The sequence below is a fragment of the Pseudomonas sp. C2.3V genome, assembly GCF_058536325.1.
In genome coordinates, this window is sequence record NZ_JBZUBN010000001.1 from 101196 (window position 1) to 123535 (window position 22340).

The 22340-nt window shown below is 58.6% G+C and carries 23 protein-coding genes; 9 read left to right on the forward strand and 14 right to left on the reverse strand.

Annotated elements, in window-relative coordinates:
• Window positions 1-94: 94 nt before the first annotated feature.
• On the forward strand, window positions 95-949 hold the full coding sequence (locus tag AC4LF3_RS00490; protein WP_491834598.1) for an NAD-dependent epimerase/dehydratase family protein: 855 nt from the start codon (window positions 95-97) through the stop codon (window positions 947-949).
• Between the two features lie 39 nt (window positions 950-988).
• Here AC4LF3_RS00490 and AC4LF3_RS00495 read toward each other — a convergent pair whose 3' ends face one another.
• The 5 genes from AC4LF3_RS00495 to AC4LF3_RS00515 form a co-directional block, all read right to left on the reverse strand.
• Window positions 989-1369, reverse strand: coding sequence for a RidA family protein (locus tag AC4LF3_RS00495; RefSeq protein ID WP_010796442.1), 381 nt, complete (start codon window positions 1367-1369; stop codon window positions 989-991).
• Window positions 1370-1454: 85 nt separating this feature from the next.
• The gene (gene spoT / locus AC4LF3_RS00500; protein ID WP_491834599.1) at window positions 1455-3569 is read right to left on the reverse strand and encodes a bifunctional GTP diphosphokinase/guanosine-3',5'-bis pyrophosphate 3'-pyrophosphohydrolase; all 2115 of its coding nucleotides are present in this window, start codon (window positions 3567-3569) and stop codon (window positions 1455-1457) included.
• Window positions 3570-3619: 50 nt separating this feature from the next.
• Window positions 3620-3892, reverse strand: coding sequence for a DNA-directed RNA polymerase subunit omega (gene rpoZ, locus AC4LF3_RS00505; protein WP_010796444.1), 273 nt, complete (start codon window positions 3890-3892; stop codon window positions 3620-3622).
• Between the two features lie 86 nt (window positions 3893-3978).
• Window positions 3979-4608 carry a guanylate kinase gene (gmk, locus tag AC4LF3_RS00510; protein WP_150348325.1) on the reverse strand — a complete coding sequence of 210 codons (630 nt, stop codon included), beginning with the start codon at window positions 4606-4608 and terminating at the stop codon, window positions 3979-3981.
• A gap of 10 nt (window positions 4609-4618) precedes the next feature.
• A complete protein-coding gene (locus tag AC4LF3_RS00515; protein ID WP_150348324.1) occupies window positions 4619-5482 on the reverse strand; it encodes a YicC/YloC family endoribonuclease in 864 nt (287 codons plus the stop codon).
• 189 nt (window positions 5483-5671) lie between these two features.
• On the opposite strand from AC4LF3_RS00515, the gene rph reads away from it, so the two are divergent.
• Window positions 5672-6391, forward strand: coding sequence for a ribonuclease PH (rph, locus tag AC4LF3_RS00520; protein ID WP_491834600.1), 720 nt, complete (start codon window positions 5672-5674; stop codon window positions 6389-6391).
• Between the two features lie 14 nt (window positions 6392-6405).
• On the forward strand, window positions 6406-6768 hold the full coding sequence (locus AC4LF3_RS00525) for a DUF4870 domain-containing protein (RefSeq protein WP_010796448.1): 363 nt from the start codon (window positions 6406-6408) through the stop codon (window positions 6766-6768).
• A gap of 57 nt (window positions 6769-6825) precedes the next feature.
• Here the strand turns inward: AC4LF3_RS00525 and crc are convergent, their stop codons facing one another.
• On the reverse strand, window positions 6826-7605 hold the full coding sequence (gene crc / locus AC4LF3_RS00530; RefSeq protein ID WP_037029885.1) for a catabolite repression control protein Crc: 780 nt from the start codon (window positions 7603-7605) through the stop codon (window positions 6826-6828).
• 82 nt (window positions 7606-7687) lie between these two features.
• Between crc and pyrE the strand changes: the two genes are divergently transcribed.
• A complete protein-coding gene (gene pyrE, locus AC4LF3_RS00535) occupies window positions 7688-8329 on the forward strand; it encodes an orotate phosphoribosyltransferase (RefSeq protein WP_122041140.1) in 642 nt (213 codons plus the stop codon).
• A gap of 24 nt (window positions 8330-8353) precedes the next feature.
• Window positions 8354-8953 carry a DUF4124 domain-containing protein gene (locus AC4LF3_RS00540; protein ID WP_371106364.1) on the forward strand — a complete coding sequence of 200 codons (600 nt, stop codon included), beginning with the start codon at window positions 8354-8356 and terminating at the stop codon, window positions 8951-8953.
• 41 nt (window positions 8954-8994) lie between these two features.
• Here the strand turns inward: AC4LF3_RS00540 and argB are convergent, their stop codons facing one another.
• The 4 genes from argB to coaBC all read right to left on the reverse strand — a co-directional run bounded on the left by argB (window position 8995) and on the right by coaBC (window position 14219).
• The gene (gene argB, locus AC4LF3_RS00545) at window positions 8995-9897 is read right to left on the reverse strand and encodes an acetylglutamate kinase (protein ID WP_010796452.1); all 903 of its coding nucleotides are present in this window, start codon (window positions 9895-9897) and stop codon (window positions 8995-8997) included.
• A 65-nt stretch (window positions 9898-9962) separates the two neighbouring features.
• Complete coding sequence (algC, locus tag AC4LF3_RS00550; RefSeq protein ID WP_491836226.1) at window positions 9963-11357, reverse strand: phosphomannomutase/phosphoglucomutase; 1395 nt, start codon at window positions 11355-11357, stop codon at window positions 9963-9965.
• A gap of 1193 nt (window positions 11358-12550) precedes the next feature.
• The gene (dut, locus tag AC4LF3_RS00555; RefSeq protein WP_010796454.1) at window positions 12551-13006 is read right to left on the reverse strand and encodes a dUTP diphosphatase; all 456 of its coding nucleotides are present in this window, start codon (window positions 13004-13006) and stop codon (window positions 12551-12553) included.
• Window positions 12999-14219 carry a bifunctional phosphopantothenoylcysteine decarboxylase/phosphopantothenate--cysteine ligase CoaBC gene (coaBC, locus tag AC4LF3_RS00560; RefSeq protein ID WP_010796455.1) on the reverse strand — a complete coding sequence of 407 codons (1221 nt, stop codon included), beginning with the start codon at window positions 14217-14219 and terminating at the stop codon, window positions 12999-13001. Before coaBC ends, dut begins: the two co-directional genes overlap by 8 nt.
• Window positions 14220-14395: 176 nt before the next feature.
• Here coaBC and radC point away from each other — a divergent pair, with 176 nt between their 5' ends.
• Complete coding sequence (radC, locus tag AC4LF3_RS00565; RefSeq protein ID WP_289925489.1) at window positions 14396-15070, forward strand: RadC family protein; 675 nt, start codon at window positions 14396-14398, stop codon at window positions 15068-15070.
• Between the two features lie 45 nt (window positions 15071-15115).
• Here radC and AC4LF3_RS00570 read toward each other — a convergent pair whose 3' ends face one another.
• The gene (locus AC4LF3_RS00570; protein WP_491834601.1) at window positions 15116-16693 is read right to left on the reverse strand and encodes an ABC transporter substrate-binding protein; all 1578 of its coding nucleotides are present in this window, start codon (window positions 16691-16693) and stop codon (window positions 15116-15118) included.
• A gap of 350 nt (window positions 16694-17043) precedes the next feature.
• Here AC4LF3_RS00570 and rpmB point away from each other — a divergent pair, with 350 nt between their 5' ends.
• Both rpmB and rpmG read left to right on the forward strand, forming a co-directional pair.
• A complete protein-coding gene (gene rpmB, locus AC4LF3_RS00575; RefSeq protein ID WP_010796458.1) occupies window positions 17044-17280 on the forward strand; it encodes a 50S ribosomal protein L28 in 237 nt (78 codons plus the stop codon).
• A gap of 11 nt (window positions 17281-17291) precedes the next feature.
• Window positions 17292-17447 (forward strand): 50S ribosomal protein L33, encoded by a 156-nt coding sequence (rpmG, locus tag AC4LF3_RS00580; protein WP_010796459.1) that lies wholly within the window; start codon window positions 17292-17294, stop codon window positions 17445-17447.
• A 108-nt stretch (window positions 17448-17555) separates the two neighbouring features.
• Here the strand turns inward: rpmG and AC4LF3_RS00585 are convergent, their stop codons facing one another.
• The 3 genes from AC4LF3_RS00585 to xpt all read right to left on the reverse strand — a co-directional run bounded on the left by AC4LF3_RS00585 (window position 17556) and on the right by xpt (window position 19898).
• Window positions 17556-17954 (reverse strand): YkgJ family cysteine cluster protein, encoded by a 399-nt coding sequence (locus AC4LF3_RS00585; protein ID WP_010796460.1) that lies wholly within the window; start codon window positions 17952-17954, stop codon window positions 17556-17558.
• Between the two features lie 154 nt (window positions 17955-18108).
• The gene (locus AC4LF3_RS00590; protein ID WP_491834602.1) at window positions 18109-19122 is read right to left on the reverse strand and encodes an SDR family oxidoreductase; all 1014 of its coding nucleotides are present in this window, start codon (window positions 19120-19122) and stop codon (window positions 18109-18111) included.
• A 203-nt stretch (window positions 19123-19325) separates the two neighbouring features.
• Entirely contained in the window at window positions 19326-19898 is a 573-nt protein-coding gene (gene xpt / locus AC4LF3_RS00595; protein ID WP_074821173.1) for a xanthine phosphoribosyltransferase, read from the reverse strand.
• Window positions 19899-20276: 378 nt separating this feature from the next.
• On the opposite strand from xpt, the gene AC4LF3_RS00600 reads away from it, so the two are divergent.
• Entirely contained in the window at window positions 20277-22214 is a 1938-nt protein-coding gene (locus AC4LF3_RS00600) for a RecQ family ATP-dependent DNA helicase (RefSeq protein WP_491836227.1), read from the forward strand.
• The last annotated feature ends 126 nt before the right edge of the window (window positions 22215-22340 follow it).

Below are 22340 nucleotides of genomic sequence, written 5' to 3' on the forward strand. Positions count from 1 at the left end.
CTCTTTTTTGAACCAAGCTGTGTTGCAAGGCTTGAGGCTTAAAACGTGACTCGGCAAGCTACTCCATTCGATCGCTATTGATGCAGGTATTCCTATGTCCGTCTCCCCTCGTGTTCTGATTGCCGGCTGTGGCGACGTTGGCAGCCGCCTGGGTATACGCCTGCAGGCGGCTGGCTGGACGGTGCATGGGCTGCGCCGCTCGGTGGAACAGCTGCCCAGCGTTATTCTACCGGTCGCAGGCGACCTGACCGCCGCGGAGGCGCCAGCGCAATGGCCGACCGGGCCGCTGGATTATGTCGTATACGCCGCAGCGGCGACCCGGCACGATGAAACCGGTTACCGTACTGCCTATGTCGAGGGCCTTCAGCATGTGCTGGCGTGGCTTGAACAGCACCAGCAAATGCCGCGTCGGCTGGTCTTTATTTCCAGCTCTGGCGTATACGGGCAGAAAAACGGCGAGTGGGTGGACGAGACCGCCGCTACCGAGCCCGAAGATTATTCCGGAAAGATTCTGCTGGAAGCCGAACAGGTGGCTCAGGCAAGCGGCCTGCCCGCTACAGCTGTACGCTTGAGCGGTATTTACGGCCCTGGTCGCGAATGGCTGCTCAATCAGGTTCGCCAGGGGTATCGCGCCGCCAGTGAGCCACCGCTGTATGGCAACCGTATTCACGTTGACGATGCTGCCGCGCTGCTCGCTCATCTGTTGAGCGCGGATCAACAGGGCGTTGCGCTGGATTCTGTTTACCTAGGGGTGGATGACGAGCCCGCTCCGCTCCACGATGTCGTCATGTGGTTGCGTGAGCAACTGGGCGTTACCCATTGGGCGGAGGAATCTGCCGTACGCCGGGCCGGTAGCAAGCGCTGCCGCAATACGCGCGCCCGTGAATTAGGATGGACGCCGCAATACCCCAGCTTTCGCGAAGGCTATTCCGCTATCCTGAATGTCTAGGACAAGCAGGCGCAGCCGTAGGGCTGCGCCCTGTCGTGCTTATTCCAGAACCAGGATACCGTCCATTTCAACCTGGGCACCCTTGGGCAGCGCTGCTACGCCAATGGCGGCACGCGCCGGATAGGGCTGCTGGAAGTAACGACCCATGATCTCGTTCACTTTGGCAAAGTGGCTGAGGTCAGTCAGGAAGATGTTCAGCTTGGCGATATCGGCCAGCGAACCGCCCGCGGCTTCCGCAACGGCTTTCAGGTTCTCGAATACCTGTACGGTCTGCGCCTCGAAGCCTTCTACCAGCTCCATGGTCTTGGGATCCAGCGGGATCTGCCCGGACAGGTAAACCGTATTCCCGACCTTGATCGCCTGGGAGTAGGTGCCGATGGCGGCCGGTGCATTCTCGGTATGGATCACGGTCTTGCTCATGGAGTCGCTCCTTTATCCAGATGACAAAAAGCCTGTCGATAGAACCGACAGGCTAGCAGGCATCAGGGACAGGTGGAAAGGCTCGTTAACTGCGAACGCGTGTGATGCTGGCGACGCCGGAAAGCGTACGCAGTTTTCGAATGACCCGAGCCAGATGTACACGGTCATGCACGCTGACCACCAGCTGAACCACGCTGATGCGGCCGTCGCGCTCGTTCATGCTGATCTTTTCAACGTTGGCATCCACTGCCGTTACGCTGGTCGCCAGCATGGCGATCAGGCCGCGCTGATGCTCCAGTTGAACGCGTAGCTCCACATTGAATTCGCCAACCACATCCTTTGCCCAGGTGAGCGGGATGCATTTCTCGGGATTCTGGCGAATCTCGGCGATGTTCTTGCAGGTGTCCAGATGGACGACCATGCCCTTGCCCGCCGACAGGTGCCCAACGATCGGGTCGCCTGGAATCGGCGTACAGCACTTGGCATAGCTGAGGACTAGCCCTTCGGTACCCCGAATCGCGAGCGGGCCTTCGGTCTGCGCCTTGTCTTCCTGGCTTTCGGCATCGGCCGATACCAGGCGACGGGCGACCACGTAGGCCATCTGGTTGCCCAGGCCGATCTCTTCCAGCAGGTCTTCGAGTACCACTACCTTGTATTCCGCCAGAACCGGCAGGATACGCGGCAGGGAAATCCTGGAGAGCTGGGTATTGAAGTTGGCCAGCGCCTTGTTGAGCAGACGCTCGCCCAGGCTGATCGATTCGGATCGGCGCTGCTGCTTGAGTGCATGGCGGATATTCGTCCGCGCCTTGCCGGTCACGACAAAATTCAGCCAGGCTGGATTAGGCCGTGTGCCGGGTGCCGTGATGATCTCTACCGTCTCACCACTATTGAGCGGCTGTGACAGCGGTGCCAGACGGCGGTTGATGCGGCAGGCAATGCAGCTGTTGCCCACATCGGTATGTACCGCATAGGCAAAGTCGACCGGCGTGGAGCCCTTGGGCAGCTCCATGATCCGACCTTTTGGCGTGAAGACATAGACCTCGTCCGGGAACAGGTCAATCTTCACGTTCTCGATGAATTCAAGGGAGTTGCCGGCGCGCTGCTGGAGTTCAAGGATGCCCTTTACCCACTGGCGAGCACGGGCGTGGGAGCCCTTTGGCTCCTCTTCACCTGACTTGTAGAGCCAGTGCGCTGCAATGCCGTTGTTAGCCATGTCTTCCATTTCGCGGGTGCGAATCTGGATTTCAATCGGTACGCCATGGATGCCGAACAGGGTCGTATGCAGGGATTGGTAACCGTTGGCCTTGGGAATGGCGATGTAATCCTTGAAGCGGCCCGGAATCGGCTTGTACAGGCTGTGCACCGCACCCAGGACGCGGTAGCAGGTGTCGACCTTGTCGACGATGAGGCGGAAGGCATAGACGTCCATGATTTCATTGAACGACTTACGCTTGCCCCGCATCTTCTGGTAGATGCTGTAAAGGTGCTTTTCGCGACCGATCACCTCGCCCGGCAGCCCTTCACGCTGCAGACAGCTGGTCAGTGACTCCTGGATCTTGCTGACGATCTCGCGGCGATTGCCCCGGGCGGCCTTGACTGCACGCCGGATACGCTCGGCGCGCATGGGATGCATGGCCCGAAAACCCAGATCCTCGAATTCGGCATACATGTTGTGCATGCCCAGCCGGTTGGCGATCGGTGCATAAATTTCCAGGGTTTCCTTGGCGATGCGGCGGCTCTTGTCCGGCGGCATGGCATCAAGGGTGCGCATGTTATGCAGCCGGTCGGCCAGCTTGACCAGAATGACGCGAATGTCACGCGCCATGGCCATGGCCATTTTCTGGAAGTTTTCCGCCTGAGCCTCGGCCTTGGTCTCGAATTGCATCTGGGTCAGTTTGCTGACCCCGTCCACCAGCTCGGCCACAGTTTCGCCGAACTGCGCCATGAGCGCCTCTTTGGCAATGCCGGTATCCTCGATGACGTCGTGCAGCATGGCGGCCATCAGGCTCTGATGGTCCATGTGCATATCGGCCAGGATATTGGCGACCGCAAGCGGGTGGGTCACGTAGGGCTCGCCGCTGCGGCGGCGCTGCCCATCGTGAGCTTGCTCGGCGTAGTAATAGGCGCGGCGGACCAGGTTGACCTGATCAGGGCTCAAATAGGACGCGAGCCGTTCGGAGAACGTGTCTATGGCTGGCATGGATGGCTTATCTCCTGCCGGCCCACGTGACGGCTCGTCGGTCCGGCATCTTACAGCGCCTCGCTATCGGCCTCGTTGTTTTCTTCGAAAGCAGCGAACAGCGGCTCTTCTTCAACGATATCTTCCTGACGAACCACTTCGTCATCGACCAGGCCTTCAGCGATTTCACGCAGGGCCACTACGGTCGGCTTGTCATTATCCCACGGTACTTTGGGCTCTTTGCCGCCGGTTGCGAGCTGACGCGAGCGCTTGGTGGCGAGCATGACCAGTTCGAAACGGTTATCGACGTTATCCAGGCAGTCTTCAACGGTGACGCGGGCCATGGTGTTCCTCGGTGGTAATGTGATCCCGAAGCGGGAGGACTGTGTAGTCTAAAAAATCGGCAGTGCTAAGGGAAGTGCCGTTTGGCTCATGACCGCTGGATCAGGAGCTTTTCGAGCAATTCGTTGTGTCGGCGTTGCTGGCGGTCCAGACGCAGTTGCCTGGCTCGGAAGACGGACTTCAGATCTTCCAGTGCCGAGGCGAAGTCATCATTGATGATCAGGTAGTCATATTCGACATAGTGGCTCATCTCGCTGACCGCTTCGTGCATGCGTCGCTCGATCACCTCATGGCTATCCTGCCCGCGGTTGTTCAGTCGCTGGCGCAGGGCTTCCTGGCTGGGCGGCAGGATAAAGATGGACTGAGCATGAGGCATCTTGCGACGTACCTGTTGGGCACCCTGCCAATCGATCTCGAGGATCAGGTCGTGACCTTCGGCGAGGGTCTGCTCCAGCTGGCGCTGGGACGTACCGTAGTAGTTGCCGAACACTTCGGCATGCTCCAGGAAATCGCCATGCTCCAGCAGGCCCTGGAAGGTCGAGACATCCACGAAGTGATAGTTGACCCCGTCGACCTCGCCCGGGCGCATGGTGCGCGTGGTGTGGGAGACGGATACACGGACTTCAGGCAGGGCATCGAGCAGGGCCTTGACCAGGCTGGTCTTGCCTGCACCCGAAGGCGCCGAAACGATGTAAAGGGTGCCAGGGAGGGCTGTCATAGTGAATGGCCTATTCGATGTTCTGCACTTGTTCGCGCATTTGTTCTATCAATACTTTGAGATTGACCGCCGCCTGGGTGGAGCGCGGGTCAAAGGCTTTTGAGCCTAGGGTGTTGGCTTCGCGGTTGAGTTCCTGCATGAGGAAGTCCAGGCGACGGCCGGCGGCGCCTCCAGCCTTGAGCACACGACTCACCTCGCCTACGTGCGTCGTTAGACGGTCCAGCTCTTCTGCCACGTCGCTTTTCTGGGCCAGCATGACCAGCTCCTGTTCGAGCCGCTGTGGATCGGCCTCAAGGCTTAGCTCGGCAAAGCGGTCGAGAATCTTCTGGCGCTGGGCGGCGAGCATCTCGGGAATCAGCTCACGAAGCGCGGCCACTTCGACCAGAATGGCCTGCAGGCGCTCCTCGATCAGGCGGGCCAGCTCCGCTCCCTCACGGTTGCGGCCGGCCTTGAGTTCATCCAGTGCGGCTGCAAACAGGGCTTTTGCCTCGGCATTTAGGGCCTGTGGGTCGGCGCTCTGGGAGATCAGTACACCCGGCCAGCTCAGGACGGTCATCGGATCGATCAGGGCGGGCTGTTGGATCATCGACGCCAGGCGTTCGGCTGCTGCAATCAGCTGGCCGGCGCGCTGTTCATCAATCTGTAGGCTGGGTGCGGCATTCTCTTCGCTGAAACGCAGGGTGCATTCCACCTTGCCACGTGACAGACCCTGGCGCAGTGCCTCGCGGACACTGCTTTCAAGGTCGCGAAACGCTTCAGGCAAACGCAGGTGCGGCTCCAGATAGCGATGATTGACCGAGCGCAACTCCCAGCTCAGCGTACCGTACACACCCGCGCGTTCAACGCGGGCGAAGGCCGTCATGCTATGCACCATGGAATGTCCTCGCTTAAGCAGTGCGGGAATACCCGGCAACGATCACGGAAGCGTTTTCGCTGCAGAGCGGTCCGCAAAAAAGAGGTAAGTCTACCCCAGCCTGACGGTGGGCCCAACGTAGTGATGTCGCATGATCCTCTATGGGGCCTATAATGACGACCAGTTTTCTCCTGCAACAGGTATCCCTACATGAATCGTCCGAGTGGTCGCGCTGCCGACCAGTTACGCGAGATCCGCATCACCCGTCACTACACCAAGCATGCCGAAGGTTCGGTTCTGGTGGAGTTCGGTGACACTAAAGTGATCTGCACGGTCAGCGTCGAGGCCGGAGTGCCACGCTTCCTGAAGGGCAAGGGGCAAGGTTGGCTGACGGCCGAATACGGCATGCTGCCACGTGCGACCGGCGAACGTACCCAGCGTGAAGCCTCCCGTGGCAAGCAGGGTGGCCGTACCCTGGAAATCCAGCGCCTGATCGGTCGCTCGCTGCGTGCGGCGGTAGATCTGACCAAGCTGAGCGAGAACACCCTGTACATCGACTGCGACGTGATCCAGGCCGATGGCGGTACCCGTACGGCCTCTGTGACCGGAGCCTGTGTGGCGCTGGTCGATGCGCTGGCGGCGCTCAAGAAGCGTAGCGGGCTCAAGGGCAACCCGCTCAAGCAGATGGTTGCAGCCGTCTCTGTGGGTATCTACCAGGGCGCACCGGTGCTGGATCTAGACTATCTTGAAGATTCCACTGCCGAGACCGATCTGAATGTGATCATGACCGATGCTGGCGGCTTCATCGAAGTCCAGGGCACGGCGGAAGGTGCGCCCTTCCAGCCTGAAGAGTTCAACGCCATGCTGGCGCTGGCTCAGAAAGGCATCAAGGATCTGTTCGAGATACAAAAGGCCGCCTTGGCCGAATGACCTGACGAGGGCGTATGAACGAACTACAGCAAGTCCCCAGTGCAGATGCACGCCGTTGGGCCATGCTCTGCCATTATTCGGCGTTTCTGTGGTTCGTGGCGCCCATGATCGGCAATGTCATCGGACCGCTCGTCGTCTGGCAGTTCAAGCGGGAGGCTGATCCCTTCATTGATGATCAGGGCAAGGAAGCACTCAACTTCCAGCTCACCATCACGGTGGCCACCCTGCTCTGCTGGCTGCTCGCCTGGGTGCTGATCGGGTTTCCTCTGATGGTTCTCGTAGGCGTGTGGGCCTTTGTGCTGACCGTTATCGCGGGCCTCAAGGCCAACAAGGGCCGCCCTTACCGATACCCCTTCTGCTGGCGACCGGTGGACTGAGCGTCAGACAATAAAAAACCGGCCCTGGGCCGGTTTTTTATTTATTACCAACAACTCTCAGATGCTGAGCGCCCAATCGTAATCGATCATCAGCGGAGCATGCTGTGAGAAGCGCGGCTGCCGAGGCAGACGTGCCGAACGCACGAAACGGCGCAGACCCGGTGTCAGGATCTGATAGTCGAAGCGCCAGCCAAGGTTCAGGTGCTCGGCCTGCTCACTGTCCGGCCACCAGCTGAACTGGTCGCCATCACGGCTGATCTCGCGCAGGGCATCCACATAGCCCATATTGCCGATCACTTCGTCCATCCAGGCCCGCTCAGGTGCCAGGAAGCCCGGCATCTGCTGGCATTCGCGCCAGTTCTTCACATCGATCTTCTGATGTGCGACGTAGAGCGAACCGCAATAGATGTACTCGCGGCGCTTGCGGCGCTGCTTGTTCAGGTAATTGGTGAAGTCGTCCATGAACTTGAACTTGTGGTTCAGTTCATCATCACCGCCCATGCCAGAAGGCAAAAGCAGTGTGGCAATACTCACCTTGTCAAAATCAGCTTGCAGGTAGCGTCCGTAACGATCTGCAGTCTCAAAACCCAGGCCGCTGATGACCGCTTTGGGCTGGAGCTTGCTATACAGCGCAACACCGCCCTGGCTGGGTACCTCGGCGTCGCAGGCATAGAGGAAGTAGCCATCCAGTTGGTAGGCAGGATCTTCCAGATCGAAGGCGGAGGCGCGGGTGTCCTGCAAGCAGATCACGTCGGCATTCTGGCCTTGAAGCCAATTGAGCAACCCTCGCTCAACGGCAGCCTGAATACCATTCACGTTCATACTAATGATCCGCATAAATGGCCCCCAAAAAATCGTGGATGTATGATACCCGAGCTCAAACGCTTTAGCTAAATTCATGCCGCCCGGGATTTTCGTAATGCAGGCGTATCAACGCAATTTCATTCGTTTTGCTATCGAGCGCGGAGTTCTGCGCTTCGGTGAATTCACATTGAAGTCCGGACGTGTTAGTCCGTATTTCTTCAATGCCGGTTTGTTCAACAGCGGAAACGCCTTGGCTCAGCTAGGACGTTTCTACGCCGCTGCGGTCACAGACTCAGGCCTTAATTTCGACGTATTGTTCGGTCCGGCCTATAAAGGGATTCCGCTGGCTGCCGCTACAGCCGTTGCGCTGGCCGAAGAACATGGTCGTGACCTGCCTTGGTGCTTCAACCGAAAAGAGGCCAAGGATCACGGTGAAGGCGGCATGTTGGTGGGGGCTCCGCTGGCGGGTCGCGTCCTGATTATCGACGATGTCATCACGGCCGGTACTGCAATCCGCGAGGTCATGCAGATCATCCAGGCACAAGGTGCTACGCCTGCTGGCGTATTGATTGCATTGAATCGTCAGGAGCGTGGTAAAGGCGAGTTGTCGGCCATTCAAGAGGTCGAGCGGGACTTTGGAATGCCAGTCGTCAGTATCGTGGCCCTGGATCAGGTACTGGAGTATCTGGCCGGTGACACTGAGCTGAAGCAGCATCTGCCGGCTGTTGAAGCCTACCGCGCGAATTACGGTATCTGAACTGACGCATGAGGCGAGATGGCGGTGGCGAGAAGAAAAAAGGCGGTGCTTGGGAGCGCCCTGATTTTACTGACAAGTAGTGTTCTGGCTGCTGAGTCCACCCCCATCCAGCTGTATCGCTATGTGGATCGCAACGGTGTGACCGTAATCGATCGGCAGGGCGTGCCAGCTGAATATGCAGGCAAGGGATACGATATTCTCAACGAGCAGGGGCGCGTCATGAAGGTCGTGCCCCCTGCCCCGCCTGCTGAGGAAATTCTCCGACGGGCGGCAGCCAAGCAGCAGGCCCAGGCGGACGCAAATCTGCTCAGGCTGTACAGCAGTGTGGCGGATGTCGACCGCGCCAAGGTGCGTAAACTGAACGAGCTGGACGGCTTGGCGGCTGTCAAGCGCGGGAATCTTCAGGCGCTCAACCAGCAGCGCGACACGCTCATGAGCCAGGCGGCCAGTTATCAGCGTGGTGGTCAGGCTGTGCCGGACGATCTGCTTCAGCGGATCGAGGCGCTCAAGGGGGAAGAGCATCGCCTGCAGAGCGAGCTGGACCGGTATATCAAGGATCGCCAGACGGCAGAGGCCAACTTCAATGCGGATCGCGCCCGGATCGTACAGCTTCTGGATGAGTAAGCGATTCCACTGGAAACGGGGCCTGAGCCCCGTTTTTAGGCTTACAGCTGCTGATTGGTAATCAATGTGCCCACACCGATATCGGTGAAGATCTCCAGCAGTACAGCATTAGGGACGCGGCCATCAATAATGTGGGCGCTTTGTACCCCACCCTGCACCGCTTCGAGGGCACAGCGAATCTTGGGCAGCATGCCCCCGTAAATGGTGCCGTCGGCAATCAGGCCGTTTACCTGCTCAGTGGTCAATCCGGTCAGAACCTGCCCTTCTTTGTCCATCAAGCCGGCGATATTTGTGAGAAGCATCAACTTTTCAGCCTTGAGGGCTTCGGCTACCTTCCCTGCTACCAGGTCCGCGTTGATGTTGTAGGACTCCCCGTTTGCGCCCACGCCAATGGGTGCAATGACGGGAATGAAATCACCCGATACCAGCATGTTCAAAAGTTCGGTGTTTACACCGCTGACCTCTCCGACCTGACCAATATCGATGATTTCCGGCTTGGTCATCTCCGGTGTCTGACGGCTGACAGTGAGCTTGGTCGCTCGAATCAGGTTGGCGTCCTTGCCGGTCAGGCCAATGGCACGACCGCCATGACGGTTGATTAGGTTGACGATGTCCTTGTTCACCTGACCGCCCAGGACCATTTCCACGACGTCCATGGTCTGGCTGTCGGTGACACGCATGCCGTCGATGAAATTGCTTTCGATGCTCAGGCGCTTGAGCAGATCACCGATCTGGGGGCCGCCACCATGCACCACGACCGGGTTGATTCCCACGGCCTTCATCAGCACGATGTCACGGGCAAAGCCGGCCTTGAGCTCATCGCTTTCCATGGCGTTGCCGCCGTACTTGATTACCAGCGTCTTGCCGACGAAACGGCGAATATAGGGCAGCGCTTCGGAAAGCACTTGGGCGACATGCGAGGCATCATCGCGGCTCAGGGTCATGGCGTACTCCTCAGGTCGATAAAAATAAAGGGCGCCTGGGCGCCCTTTATTCTGCGGTTCGAATGTTAGAACGGCAGGTTCAGGTCAGGCTGAACGGCAAGCAGCTGCTTGCGGAAGACATCCTTGATACGGTCCAGCTCTTCTTGGGTTTCAGCCTCGAAGCGCAGCACCAGTACCGGCGTGGTGTTGGACGCACGGACCAGACCCCAGCCTTCTTGATAGTCGACACGCACGCCGTCCAATGTGGTGATCTGTGCATCACCCCATTTGGCATCGCGCTGCAGGGCATCGATGATGCCGAACTTGCCTTCTTCGGTCACCTGGATATTGATCTCGGGTGTAGAGATATCCACCGGGAAGGTATCGAATACTTGCTGGGCGGTGCCCTTCTCCTGGCTCAGGATCTCAAGCAGACGCACGGCGCTGTAGATGCCATCGTCAAAGCCATACCAGCGCTCTTTGAAGAACACATGACCGCTCATCTCGCCCGCCAGCAGAGCACCGGTTTCCTTCATCTTCTTCTTGATGAGGGAGTGACCGGTTTTCCACATGATCGGACGACCGCCGTAGCCGGCAATCAGGTTGTTCAGGCGGCGGGTGCACTTAACGTCAAAGATGATATCGGCGCCCGGGTTGCGGGATACCACATCCTTGGCGAACAGCATCAGCAGCTGGTCGGGATAAATGATGTTGCCTTCGTTGGTCACGACGCCTACGCGGTCGCCGTCGCCATCAAAGGCCAGACCCAGGTCGGCGCCGGTTTCCTTGACCTTGGCGATCAGGTCTTCCAGGTTCTCGGGCTTGCCCGGATCCGGATGGTGATTCGGGAAGTTACCGTCAACGTCGCAGAACAGCGGAATAACGGTGCAGCCCAGGGCTTCGATCAGCTGGGGTGCAACTACACCGGCCACACCGTTGCCGCAGTCGACCACGACTTTCAGCTTCTTGGCCAGGACGATGTCGTTCTTGATCTGGTCGAAATAGCGATCCAGTACGTTGATCTTTTCAACGGTACCCTGACCGGTTGCAACGTCGCCGGTCTCGATGCGCTCGCGCAGGCGCTGAATACTTTCGTTGGCCAGGGTCTCGCCGGCGATCACGATCTTGAAACCGTTGTAATCCGGCGGATTGTGGCTACCTGTGAGCATCACACCGGACTTGCCAGCCAGAATGTTGGCTGCGTAGTACAGAACGGGTGTTGGCACCATGCCGATGTCGCTGACGGTTGCGCCGGTATCAGCGATCCCCTTGATCAGCTGCTCGACCAGTTCCGGGCCGGACAAGCGGCCATCACGGCCTACGGCCACGTTGGGCTCGTTACGGGCCAGGCTTTCGGAGCCGATGGCGCGACCGATCCAGTACGCGGTTTCCGGCGTCAGGGAGTCGCCCACTACGCCACGGATGTCGTAGGCGCGGAAAATGCTGGTATTGAGTTTCGGGGCTTGAACGGTGTTGCTCATTAGGGGTTTCTCCAATCCCAGGAGATCCTGGTCTTCGTCGAGGATATCGATATCAAGTATGTCGTCACTGCTTGGAAACATCGGGTCTGTATACGACGCGCTGCCTTGCTTGGCCAATGCCGTTACGGTCGCCTCTGCAGGCGCCGTGACCGAAGCGGCTGCTTCGGTGGATTTCGGCGGTGGCCCGACCAGTGCCTGTGTCAGGGGTTCGAGTTGTGAGAACCGCAAAACAGGCCGTTGGGCCACAAGACCGCTAACAAGTTCCTGATGAAAACGGGAGAGACTGCACACATCGTCAACGAGACGCCGTTGCAGGTGCCTGCGCAGCAGCAAAAGCCCGGCCCCGGCCCCGGCCAGCGACAGGATGAGCGCCGCTGGCAACGTCCATAACGGCCAGCCAGCACTGAACGAGGTGGCCGGTATTACTTCCAGCGTCCAGAGAGGGTTATTGGTCTTGAAGGTATGCGTATCGGCAGTGACCGGTATGCCGCCCTCTGCCAACCGTTGAGGCGCAGCCTGGTTGAAGCGCTGAGTCAGCTGCCAGTGGCCCGCCTCGATGGGCATGCCTGTCAGGCCGCTTAGCAGGACGCGCAGGTCCTGTACCAGCAGGACGGTGCCAACGACCCGGCTGTCGCTTGCAGTAACGGGGGCTGCGGTATAAACCAGCCATTTCTGGCCGACCCGGTAGGCTTCTGATCCGGCAGGCTGCCCTGAGCTGACACGACGTGCCAGATCCAGAGCGGCGAAGTTCAAGGGCCCCGGCCTTGTCTCGTTGGGCTGGCTGCTGTTCTGACGAACCAGATGGGCATCGATCAGGCCGCCGTGCTGAAGAATCTGCTCGGCTGATGAGCGCAAGTCCTCGTTGGACTGGGTCAGTGCCTGGACCACCATGGGCTCGGCAGCAGTCATGCGGGCGCGATTTTCCAGCTGGCTCAGCGCCTGGCTCACAGCGGCGGCCTGCCCTTGTCCCCAGGCCTGGGTCAATTGTGTCTGGGAGTCCCGCTGCAGCGGCTCGATGGCGAGACCCCACAGCAGGCCCAGTCCCAGGAAGGAGCCCGCCAGGGCAGGTAGAAGACCGGGTAGCAGAGAGACGTTCTTGTTCTTTTCTTGAGCGGGGCCTTTGGGCGTGGCCTTGCGCTTGGTGTTTTTCAATGCAGCACCTCGTTTCTGTCCCTGGGAGGCAGGCTCGGCGGTCAGCGGGTACCGGAGTGTCCGAAACCGCCTGCGCCTCGCTCGGTTTGCTCGAACTCGTCCACCAGTTTGAAATGCGCCTGAACGACCGGTACCAGCATGAGCTGGGCGATGCGTTCACCCACAGTAATGGTGAAAGTGGTTTGACCACGGTTCCAGCATGAGACCATCAGTTCGCCCTGATAGTCCGAGTCGATCAGACCAACCAGATTGCCCAGCACGATGCCGTGCTTATGGCCTAGGCCCGAGCGCGGCAGAACAAGCGCCGCCAGGCCCGGATCGGCAATGTAGATGGACAGGCCGGTTGGAATCAGAACCGTCTGGCCCGGCTCCAGGGTTATGTCGTCCTTGAGCATGGCACGTAAGTCGAGCCCGGCAGAGCCGGACGTTGCGTAGGCTGGCAACGGAAAATCAGTACCGAGGCGGGGATCGAGAATCTTGGCTTGAAGGCTATGCATGAGTCTGTGTTTGTCTGAGTCGGTTGGCGATAAAGTCGATCAGCTGGCGGGCGATCTTGCCCTTGCTGGTCTGGGCGAAGCGGGTTTCGTGCAGGTCGCGGTCAATGACGCTGACGGCATTGTCTTCGCTGTTGAAGCCAATGGCCGGGTTGGCTACGTCGTTGGCGACGATGAGGTCGAGATTCTTGTCCACCAGCTTGCGCGAGGCGTAGTCGAGCAGGTGCTCCGTCTCGGCGGCAAAACCTACGCTGAACGGCCGATCCGGGCGGCGCGCCAGGGTGGCCAGGATATCTGGGTTGCGCACCATCTGAAGCAGCATGCCCTCGCCGCTGGCGGGATCTTTCTTGAGCTTGTGTGGCGCGACGACTTCTGGGCGAAAGTCAGCCACGGCGGCTGCGGCGATCAACACATCACATGGCATGGCCGCCTCACAGGCGGCCAGCATGTCGCGGGCACTGACGACATCCACACGGCTGACGCGATCAGGCGTCGGCAGGTGGACGGGGCCCGTCACCAGGGTGACGCGAGCCCCTGCTTCCACGGCCGCCTCGGCCAGGGCAAAGCCCATTTTCCCAGAGCTGTGATTGGTGATGTAGCGCACCGGGTCGATGTTTTCCTGCGTGGGGCCTGCAGTGATCAGCATGTGCTGACCCGTCAGGCTCTGCCGGGCGAAACAGTCAGCGGCAAGTTGCGCCAGATCATCCGGTTCGAGCATGCGACCCATGCCCACATCTCCGCAGGCCTGGCTGCCCGAGGCGGGGCCGAAGAGCTTGAAGCCACGGCTTTTCAGCAGTTCGGTGTTGGCCAGGGTCGCCGGGTCACGCCACATGGCCTGGTTCATGGCCGGGGCCAGCGCCACAGGCGCATCGGTTGCCAGCACGACTGTGGTCAACAGGTCATTGGCGATGCCCTGGCTCAGGCGGGCCATCAGATCGGCTGTAGCCGGCGCGATCAGGACGAGGTCCGCCCAGCGGGCCAGCTCGATATGCCCCATCGCCGCTTCGGCTGCCGGATCGAGCAGATCAAGATGCACCGGGTGGCCCGATAGGGCCTGAAGGGTCAGGGGAGTGATGAATTCACGGCCGCCCTGAGTCATGACGACCCGGACTTCCGCGCCACAGGTGCGCAAGCGACGCACCAGCTCGGCACTCTTGTATGCGGCGATTCCGCCGCCGACGCCAAGCACGATGCGTTTACGATAAAGCCGTTGCATGAGCCTGCCTTATGTTGAGCCTGACTGGCCCGGAGGCCGGTTACAGGAGCTTTTTATGACGGATATCGCGTCTGCACGAACGGCGGTCGATAAGCCGTTCGCCAGGCAAAAAGTGCGGCTAAGATAGCACAGCGCCCGCCATGGAGTAGCGGGCCGATATCGACAAGGAGCGTTCGATGAGTATTCGTGACTGGCCTGCCAACGAGCGGCCCCGTGAGAAGTTGCTGGAACAGGGCGCGGTTGCCCTGACCGATGCCGAGCTGCTGGCTATCTTTCTGCGTACCGGTGTGACCGGAAAGAGCGCGGTAGACCTGGCGCGCCACCTGTTGCAGGAATTCGGCAGCCTGCGGGCGCTTCTGGAGGCTGATCTGGCCTCGTTCAGCGCGCATCTAGGGCTTGGGCCGGCCAAGTTCACCCAGCTGCAGGCCGTTCTGGAAATGGGCCGCCGCCACTTGGCAGAGCGTCTGCGGCGTGATTCCGCGCTAGAAAGTCCGCAAGCTGTCAAGGACTACCTGAAGGCCCGCCTGCGTCATGAGCCCCATGAGATCTTCGGCTGCCTGTTCCTGGATGCCAAACACCGTGTTCTGGCGTTCGAAGCGCTGTTTCACGGCACCATCGATGGTGCTAGCGTCTATCCACGGCAGGTCGTCAAGCGCGCCCTGGCTCATAACGCAGCGGCCCTGATCCTCACCCATAACCACCCTTCCGGCATCGCAGAGCCCAGCCAGTCGGATCGCATTCTCACCCAGCGGCTCAAGGAAGCGCTTTCGCTGATCGATGTGCGGGTGCTCGATCACTTCATCGTGGGCGAAGGCGAGCCATTGTCCATGGCTGAATATGGTTGGCTGTAAGAGCAGTCGGGCGACAGGCCATTGCGCAAGCCTGCCGCCCTCGCCTCATCGACTGACGCTGACCTTGGAGAAGTCCTGGCGACCGAAGGGGTTGGCCTGATAACCCTCAACACCCTGACGGGTCAGAACCGAGACGGTGGGATGAGCCAGCGGTAGCCATAGGGCCTGATCGTGAATGATCTGCTGAGCCGTATGATAACGCTTGGTGCGTTCCGCCTGATTGGACACCGCCTTGCCCTCGCGTATGGCTGTATCGAGCGTCTGATTGCAATAACGGGCGAAGTTAAGGCCGGATTTGACCGAAGCACAGGAGAACTGCGGTGTCAGATAGTTATCCGGGTCACCGTTATCGCCTGCCCAACCCATGAACAGGAGGTCGTGTTCGCCATTTTTGGCGCGGCGGATCAGCTCACCCCATTCAATCACGCGGATGTCTGCTTTGACGCCGATCTTGGCCAGATCCGCCTGCAGCATCTGCGCGCCCAGGCTGGGATTGGGGTTCAACAGACTGCCGCTGGGGCGTGTCCAGATGGTGGTACTGAAACCCTCTTTCTGCCCTGCGTCGGCCAGCAGCGCCTTGGCTTTTTCCGGATCGTAGGCATACGGCGTGATGTCCTTGGCATAGCCCCAGGTAGTGGGTGGGTAGATGCCGTCAGCCGGAGTGGCGCTGTTTTCAAATACAGCCTTCACATAGTTCTTCTTGTCGAACGCCAGGTTGATGGCCTGCCGGACCTTGGGATTATCAAGGGGAGCATGCTGGGTATTGATCCCCACGAACGCGGTCATAAATGCTGGCGTCTGGACAACCTTCAGGGTCGAATCCTTCTGAGCATCGGTGACATCCTGTGGTTTGGGAGAAAGTGCAACCTGGCACTCGCCACGCTTGAGACGCTGCATGCGCACAGCGGCATCGGGCGTGATGGCATAGATCAGGTTATCGACCTTGGGCTTGCCGCCAAAATAATTGGCATTGGCCTCGTAACGGATGGCTGCATCTTTTTGAAAGCGGTGAAACACAAACGGGCCGGTGCCGATGGGCTCGCTGTTGAGCTGTTCGGGCTTGCCTGCCTTGAGCAGCTGATCGGTGTACTCGGCGGAATAGATCGAGGCGAACCCCATACTCAACGTGGGCAGGAATGTCGCATCCGGACGGTTCAGGACGATACGCACCTGATGGTCGCCAACCTTTTCCACTGACTTGATCAGGTCAGGCCACTGCATGGATTGCGCATGAGGATAGCCACCCTTGGCGACCCCGTGCCAGGGATGCTTGGGATCGAGCATGCGCTCGAAGCTGAACACCACATCGTCTGCATTGAGGTCCCGACTGGGCTTGAAGTAGTCGGTCTGGTGAAATTTCACATCCGGGCGCAGCGTGAAATCATAGGTTAGACCGTCCTGGGAGACCTGCCACCGCTCGGCAAGGCTCGGGACCAGCTCTCCACGCGTCGGATCGAACTCCACCAGTCGGTTCATCAACACATCTGCTGAAGCATTCGTCGTGGTCAGCGAGTTATACTGCACCACATCAAAGCCGTCGGGGCTTGCTTCGGTACAGACGCTCAATGTGGCGGCCTGGGCCAGCAGCGGCGCGAACAGCAGTGGCAAAGCGGCAAAGCGCATGGGGTGCTCCTTTTGAATAGGTAGGTGGCCGTCCATGGAGCTCATGGTGCCAAGGGTCTACGCTAGACCACTGCACCGTTCATCTCAATTCAATTTCACGACGAATGGTCGAATTGTTTTGGGAAGTCCTTCTGCAACGCAGTATCCATGCGGGTCTCACCTGGTCGGCCCAATAGGTTATGTCCTTGATGTATCAAGGCTCTTCTGGTATAAAACAGCGCTCTTTTTTCGGGGCATGGCTCTGTGAGTGTTGCAGAAAAGCCGACACCGCCCCGACTAAACGGAATTTTCAAACGATTCAAGCGGCCAACCCATGCCGGGTTTGGCATGTGGTTTATGAGGGCTGAGGCATGTCTAGAGTCTGTCAAGTGACCGGTAAGGGTCCGGTTACTGGGAACAATGTTTCCCACGCTAACAACAAAACCCGTCGTCGTTTCCTGCCGAATCTGCACTACCATCGTTTCTGGGTTGAGTCCGAGAAGCGTTTCGTGCGTCTGCGCGTTTCTGCCAAGGGCATGCGTATCATCGACAAGCGCGGTATTGATACCGTACTGTCCGAGCTGCGCACTCGCGGCGAAAAATTCTAAGGAGCTTCATCATGCGTGAATTGATCCGTTTGGTGTCCAGTGCCGGTACCGGTCACTTCTACACCACCGACAAGAACAAGCGCACCAAGCCCGAAAAGATCGAAATCAAAAAGTTCGATCCGGTTGTGCGTAAGCACGTGATGTACAAGGAAGCCAAGATCAAGTAATTGATCCTGTCTTTCGTGACCGCTTCGGCGGAATCACGGCACACAAAAAACCCAGCCTAACCGCTGGGTTTTTTGCTTTCTGATATCGAAAAATGGTGTGCTGAAGCCTTAGCCCTTGGGCTTGTAGGCGCAATAGCCCGGACGCGGCCCAATCTGCGGGTGGTTGCGGCACGTATCGGGGCGCTTATCGTAGATGGTGCACAGGCGGCTTTTGCGATCCAGATAGAGGCAGTCGTTATTGGCCAGGCGGGTCAGGGTAAAGATGCCGCTTTTCTGGTTGAAGCGCTCGACAATGCCTTCCTTCATGAGGCGCTTGGCGACATTCTTGGGCGGCTCGCCCGCTTCGAACTCATCCACTACACCGATGCGGATCAGGTCCTTGATGCGGACCTCTACGGGAAGCGTGCAGCAGGTAGCCATGCAATCACGGCACAGCCCTTTATAGTATTTGGCCCAGGTATCAAGACGGTCGAGTTCGGCCGCGGCGACCAGTTGCGGTTTTTTCATGGATCAATCAGCAGGAGAAGCGGGGCGCGGATCATACCGGGCCTGACGAGCGTTTGCTCGCCGATTAATCGATCACATACGGCGATCCGTCGCTTTTATCGCGCGGTGCAAGCCCTGCCTGCGCGGTGTTAAGCGGCAGGCAGGGTAGGCAGCGTCAGTGTCGGCGTCCTTTTACTAACGCACCAATGACGAGACCGCCCAGGACAGCCAGGGCTGTGCTGGCAATTGGATGCTGGGAGGCCTGGGTGTACAGGCTGTGCTGCATCTTGGGACCGGGATTGCGGCCGCTGGCCTGACCGTAATTGCCTGGGGTGTAATCAGCCGAATACATCTCGCCCTCACGGTTATTGTCGGGGCGTCCGCTGGGAATGACATTAGCCAGGAGCTTCTCGCTGATGAGGTCATACAGCTGCGGGAAGTTTTGAGCGATCTTGGTCATGGTCTTGGCGGGGCTGCCGACAAACACATCGCGTTGCGGGTGGACGGCTGCCTTCAGGATGGCTCTGGCGACGGTTTCCGGGGTATAGATGGGTGGAGGAAGCACAGGCGCACTGGACAAGTAATTCTTGGCGTGGTCATTGAACAGCGTGTCGATGGAGGCTGGACGGACCAGCGTCACCGATACAGGTGCCTTCTCCTTGCGCAGTTCGACCCGCAATACATCCGTCATCGCCTTGATAGCGTGTTTGCTGGCGCTGTACATGGAGTGGTAGGGAAGCGGTGCGGCGGACTCGAGGCTACCGATGTTAATGATCGAACCGCCACGCTCACGCAGGTGGGCCGCCGCGATTTTTGAGCCATATACGGTACCCCAGAAATTGGTCTCGAACAGTTGGCGGCAGTCCTCGTCGCTGACCTCCTCAACCGTGCCCCAGACGGAGGTCGCCGCGTTATTGATCCACGTATCGAAGCCACCAAAGCGCTCCAGTGCCTTATCGGCCACCTTCTGCAGCTCGTCACGCTGGCCAACATCGGCAACAACCGTCACTACCGTATCGCTGCCTCCAAGGCTGCGCTCGATCTCCTGTAGTGCTTCTTCATTGCGTGCCGTCAGAACCAGACGGGCACCCTGCTGCGCAGCCATTCGGGCCGTCGCAAGACCGATACCACTGGAGGCACCGGTAATAACGATCACTTGCTCGTTGAGCGGTTTAAGCCTGACGTTCATGTGTCCTCCTTTCTGTGAGGAAAAGAAACCGAGCACAGCCGCTGACTGTGTCGGGCATTCACATCAGTAGAAGGTCAGGCATTCAGCGAGGTTCCTTGTTCCAGGAACCGACTGTCGATCAATCGTGAAGGATCGCAACCGTTTATGGCAAAAGACGGCTGTTTTCGTGCTAACGGCTTCGCACGTTGCTGTCGAGGCCAGAATTACTCGACGAACGTGACCTGTCCGCCTTCCAGCGACTTCACCCGAGCCAGGGACTCGACACGATATCCTTGTTTCTCAAGCTCCTGACGGCCGACCTGGAAGGACTTCTCGATCACGATGCCCAGTCCGGCGATGCTGGCGCCAGCCTGCTGGATAATGGAGATCAATGCCTGGGCCGCCTTACCGTTGGCCAGGAAGTCATCAATGATCAGGACGTGGTCGTCGCTGGACAGATGCGTCATGGAGATCGCGATGGTGCTCTCGACACGCTTGGTGAACGAGTAGACCGTGGAGGTCAGCAGGTTGTCGGTAAGCGTCAGGGACTGATGCTTGCGAGCGAAAATCACCGGCACACCCATCTTCAGACCAGTCATGATGGCGGGCGCGATGCCGGAGGCCTCGATCGTAACGATCTTGGTCACGCCTGCACCGGCGAACCGGCGGGCAAACTCGTCGCCAATTTCACCCATCAGGCTCGGATCGATCTGATGGTTTAGAAAGGCATCGACTTTCAGTACTTGGTCGGAAAGAACTTGGCCTTCAGCCTGGATCTTGCTTTTAAGGGTGTCCACACAGGTGTCCTTCAAAGGCGATCAGAGACGGTAAAAAAATACTGTCAACGCCTTGGTAAGAGGCGCTGCTGATCGAAATCGTTTAAGGGGAAAAGACAATTTTGCCGGATATTAAGACGTATCGACATACCACTAATAAAAAACAGCAGTAATTTTGTTTCATCTCATCGTTTTTTGGCGTTATTACGCCTGCAGATCACCTCTGAATTGACTCTGTGCATGGATTGTTTACAGCACACCGCCCATGTTGAAAGCCAGCGTGATACAACCGCTTTATCGAAAAGGCGCGTACCCCTTCGATGGCCTAAAGACTTCTTGCATGACAGCACCGGCTTCCTCACTCTTTAGCGATTACACCAATTTCTTGGAAGCGCTGTGATTGAGCAAACTCTGGCCGATGTGTTCGGCTATACCTCTTTTCGCCCTGGTCAGGGTCAGGTAGTTCGTACCGTCATGGCTGGCCGTTCGGCTGCTGCTATCTTTCCAACCGGCTCGGGTAAGTCGCTGTGCTATCAATTGCCCGCCTTGCTTCTGCCACACCTCACCCTGGTCATTTCGCCTCTGCTGGCCCTGATGCAGGACCAACTTGCGTTTCTGAAGGCCCGCGGGGTCGCTGCTGCCAGTATCGATTCGGCGCAGCGCCGTGAAGATATCCAAGCCACTATGGCCAGAGCCCGCTCCGGTGAATTGAAGATTCTGATGATCTCGGTAGAGCGGCTTAAGAATGAGCGCTTTCGCCAGTTTATCGCCCAGGTACCTATCTCTCTGTTGGTAATCGACGAAGCCCACTGCCTATCCGAGTGGGGCCATAATTTTCGTCCTGACTACCTTAAGCTCCCTGATTATCAACGTGATTTCAGGATCCCTCAGGTCTTGCTGCTAACTGCGACGGCAACGCCTCGGGTTATTGCAGACATGCAGGCCCGCTTTGGAATCGCTCATGACGATGTGGTGACGACCGGCTTCTATCGCTCCAATCTGGACCTGCAGGTCGAACCTGTCAGCGGGGAGGACAAACGACGTTATTTGCTGGATTGGATTGCGCCGCGGGCCAGTCAGCCCGGCATTGTTTATGTCACGCAGCAGAAAACAGCCGAGCAGCTGGCGGATGAGTTGGTACGTGCCGGGATTCGTGCCGGGGCTTACCACGCTGGCCTGCCTCATGACCGGCGCGACAGCATTCAGCAGCAGTTCATGGCCGGCACACTGACCTGCATTGTGGCCACCATTGCCTTTGGCATGGGAATCGACAAGCGCGATATCCGTTACGTAGTGCATTACGACCTGCCCAAATCAATCGAGAGCTATAGCCAGGAAATCGGCCGCGCCGGACGTGACGGTGAGCGCTCCGAGTGCCTTGTACTGGCTAACCGCGATGCCTTGAATGTGCTGGAAAATTTTGTTTATGGTGACACACCGGAGCTGAGTGGTATCCGCAGCGTTCTTGAGGACCTGCAGGCGGCGCCGAAAGGCGAATGGGTGTTGCAGCTCAACAGCCTGTCCGATCAAAGTGACATTCGCCTGTTGCCGCTCAAGACCTTGCTCGTACAACTGGAGCTTCAGGGCCTGATTGCGCCGCAATACAGTTATTTCGCTGATTATCGTTTCAAATACCTTCGTGAACCTGAAGTCTTGATTGAACGATTTGAAGGTGAGCGTCGGCAATTTGTTGAGGCTATTGTCGAAACCTCTGTTCGGGCGCGTACCTGGTGCACGGTCAATTTTGATCAGTTGCACCGTGAGTATCGCGCTGAACGTAGCCGGGTAATCACTGCGCTGGAGTGGCTTCACGAGCAAGGCTGGATTGAACTGGAAAGTAAGCAGATGACCGAGGTGTATCGTCGCTTACAGGCTGCAATCGACGTCGAGACACTAGGCACTACGTTGCATCGGTACTTCCAGGAAAAAGAGCAGGCCGAGGTTGCGCGAACCCACGCCATGCTTGATCTATTCGCCAGTGACCGTTGTCTGAGCCACCGTCTGGCTGAGTGGTTTGGTGATACGCAGGCGCCTGAGCAATGCGGGCATTGTTCCGTCTGCCGCGGCACGGTGGCAGTCCTTCCAGCCCCGGCCGCCTTACCGCCTTTGGATAGGCAGAACCCTGAAACGCTATGTGGCGCCTTTCGGGAGCACTATATGGTCTCCCGCGGAGGCGTACCCAGTGTTGAGTCCATGACACGGTTCCTATGTGGCCTCAACACACCCGCCTTCACTCGACTCAAAGCCAGAAGCTTGCCTGGTTTTGCTGCGCTGGAGGCTTATCCCTATGCGGAAGTAAGAGCCTGGCTGGCCCAGGCCGGCTTCAACGTCAAATGATGACGTGCCCGTGATGAGATCACTGCGTCTGCCCAGAACAGACGCAACTGTGCCACGGCTGCCCTGTCATGAGGCTTGAGGGCTCGTTGCCAGGCTAGTCGCGCCCCTCCAGCGGGGTGAGAGTCG

Excerpts from the sequence above, each read along its gene's own strand:
- AC4LF3_RS00495 (WP_010796442.1), bottom strand. The coding sequence starts at position 1,369 with ATGAGCAAGACCGTGATCCATACCGAGAATGCACCGGCCGCCATCGGC.
- spoT (WP_491834599.1), bottom strand. The coding sequence starts at position 3,569 with ATGCCAGCCATAGACACGTTCTCCGAACGGCTCGCGTCCTATTTGAGC.
- crc (WP_037029885.1), bottom strand. The coding sequence starts at position 7,605 with ATGCGGATCATTAGTATGAACGTGAATGGTATTCAGGCTGCCGTTGAG.
- radC (WP_289925489.1), top strand. The coding sequence starts at position 14,396 with ATGAGTATTCGTGACTGGCCTGCCAACGAGCGGCCCCGTGAGAAGTTG.
- AC4LF3_RS00570 (WP_491834601.1), bottom strand. The coding sequence starts at position 16,693 with ATGCGCTTTGCCGCTTTGCCACTGCTGTTCGCGCCGCTGCTGGCCCAG.
- dut (WP_010796454.1), bottom strand. The coding sequence starts at position 13,006 with ATGCATAGCCTTCAAGCCAAGATTCTCGATCCCCGCCTCGGTACTGAT.
- rpmB (WP_010796458.1), top strand. The coding sequence starts at position 17,044 with ATGTCTAGAGTCTGTCAAGTGACCGGTAAGGGTCCGGTTACTGGGAAC.
- algC (WP_491836226.1), bottom strand. The coding sequence starts at position 11,357 with ATGAGCAACACCGTTCAAGCCCCGAAACTCAATACCAGCATTTTCCGC.
- AC4LF3_RS00585 (WP_010796460.1), bottom strand. The coding sequence starts at position 17,954 with ATGAAAAAACCGCAACTGGTCGCCGCGGCCGAACTCGACCGTCTTGAT.
- AC4LF3_RS00525 (WP_010796448.1), top strand. The coding sequence starts at position 6,406 with ATGAACGAACTACAGCAAGTCCCCAGTGCAGATGCACGCCGTTGGGCC.
- rpmG (WP_010796459.1), top strand. The coding sequence starts at position 17,292 with ATGCGTGAATTGATCCGTTTGGTGTCCAGTGCCGGTACCGGTCACTTC.
- argB (WP_010796452.1), bottom strand. The coding sequence starts at position 9,897 with ATGACCCTGAGCCGCGATGATGCCTCGCATGTCGCCCAAGTGCTTTCC.
- coaBC (WP_010796455.1), bottom strand. The coding sequence starts at position 14,219 with ATGCAACGGCTTTATCGTAAACGCATCGTGCTTGGCGTCGGCGGCGGA.
- pyrE (WP_122041140.1), top strand. The coding sequence starts at position 7,688 with ATGCAGGCGTATCAACGCAATTTCATTCGTTTTGCTATCGAGCGCGGA.
- rph (WP_491834600.1), top strand. The coding sequence starts at position 5,672 with ATGAATCGTCCGAGTGGTCGCGCTGCCGACCAGTTACGCGAGATCCGC.
- rpoZ (WP_010796444.1), bottom strand. The coding sequence starts at position 3,892 with ATGGCCCGCGTCACCGTTGAAGACTGCCTGGATAACGTCGATAACCGT.
- AC4LF3_RS00490 (WP_491834598.1), top strand. The coding sequence starts at position 95 with ATGTCCGTCTCCCCTCGTGTTCTGATTGCCGGCTGTGGCGACGTTGGC.
- gmk (WP_150348325.1), bottom strand. The coding sequence starts at position 4,608 with ATGACAGCCCTCCCTGGCACCCTTTACATCGTTTCGGCGCCTTCGGGT.
- AC4LF3_RS00515 (WP_150348324.1), bottom strand. The coding sequence starts at position 5,482 with ATGGTGCATAGCATGACGGCCTTCGCCCGCGTTGAACGCGCGGGTGTG.
- AC4LF3_RS00590 (WP_491834602.1), bottom strand. The coding sequence starts at position 19,122 with ATGAACGTCAGGCTTAAACCGCTCAACGAGCAAGTGATCGTTATTACC.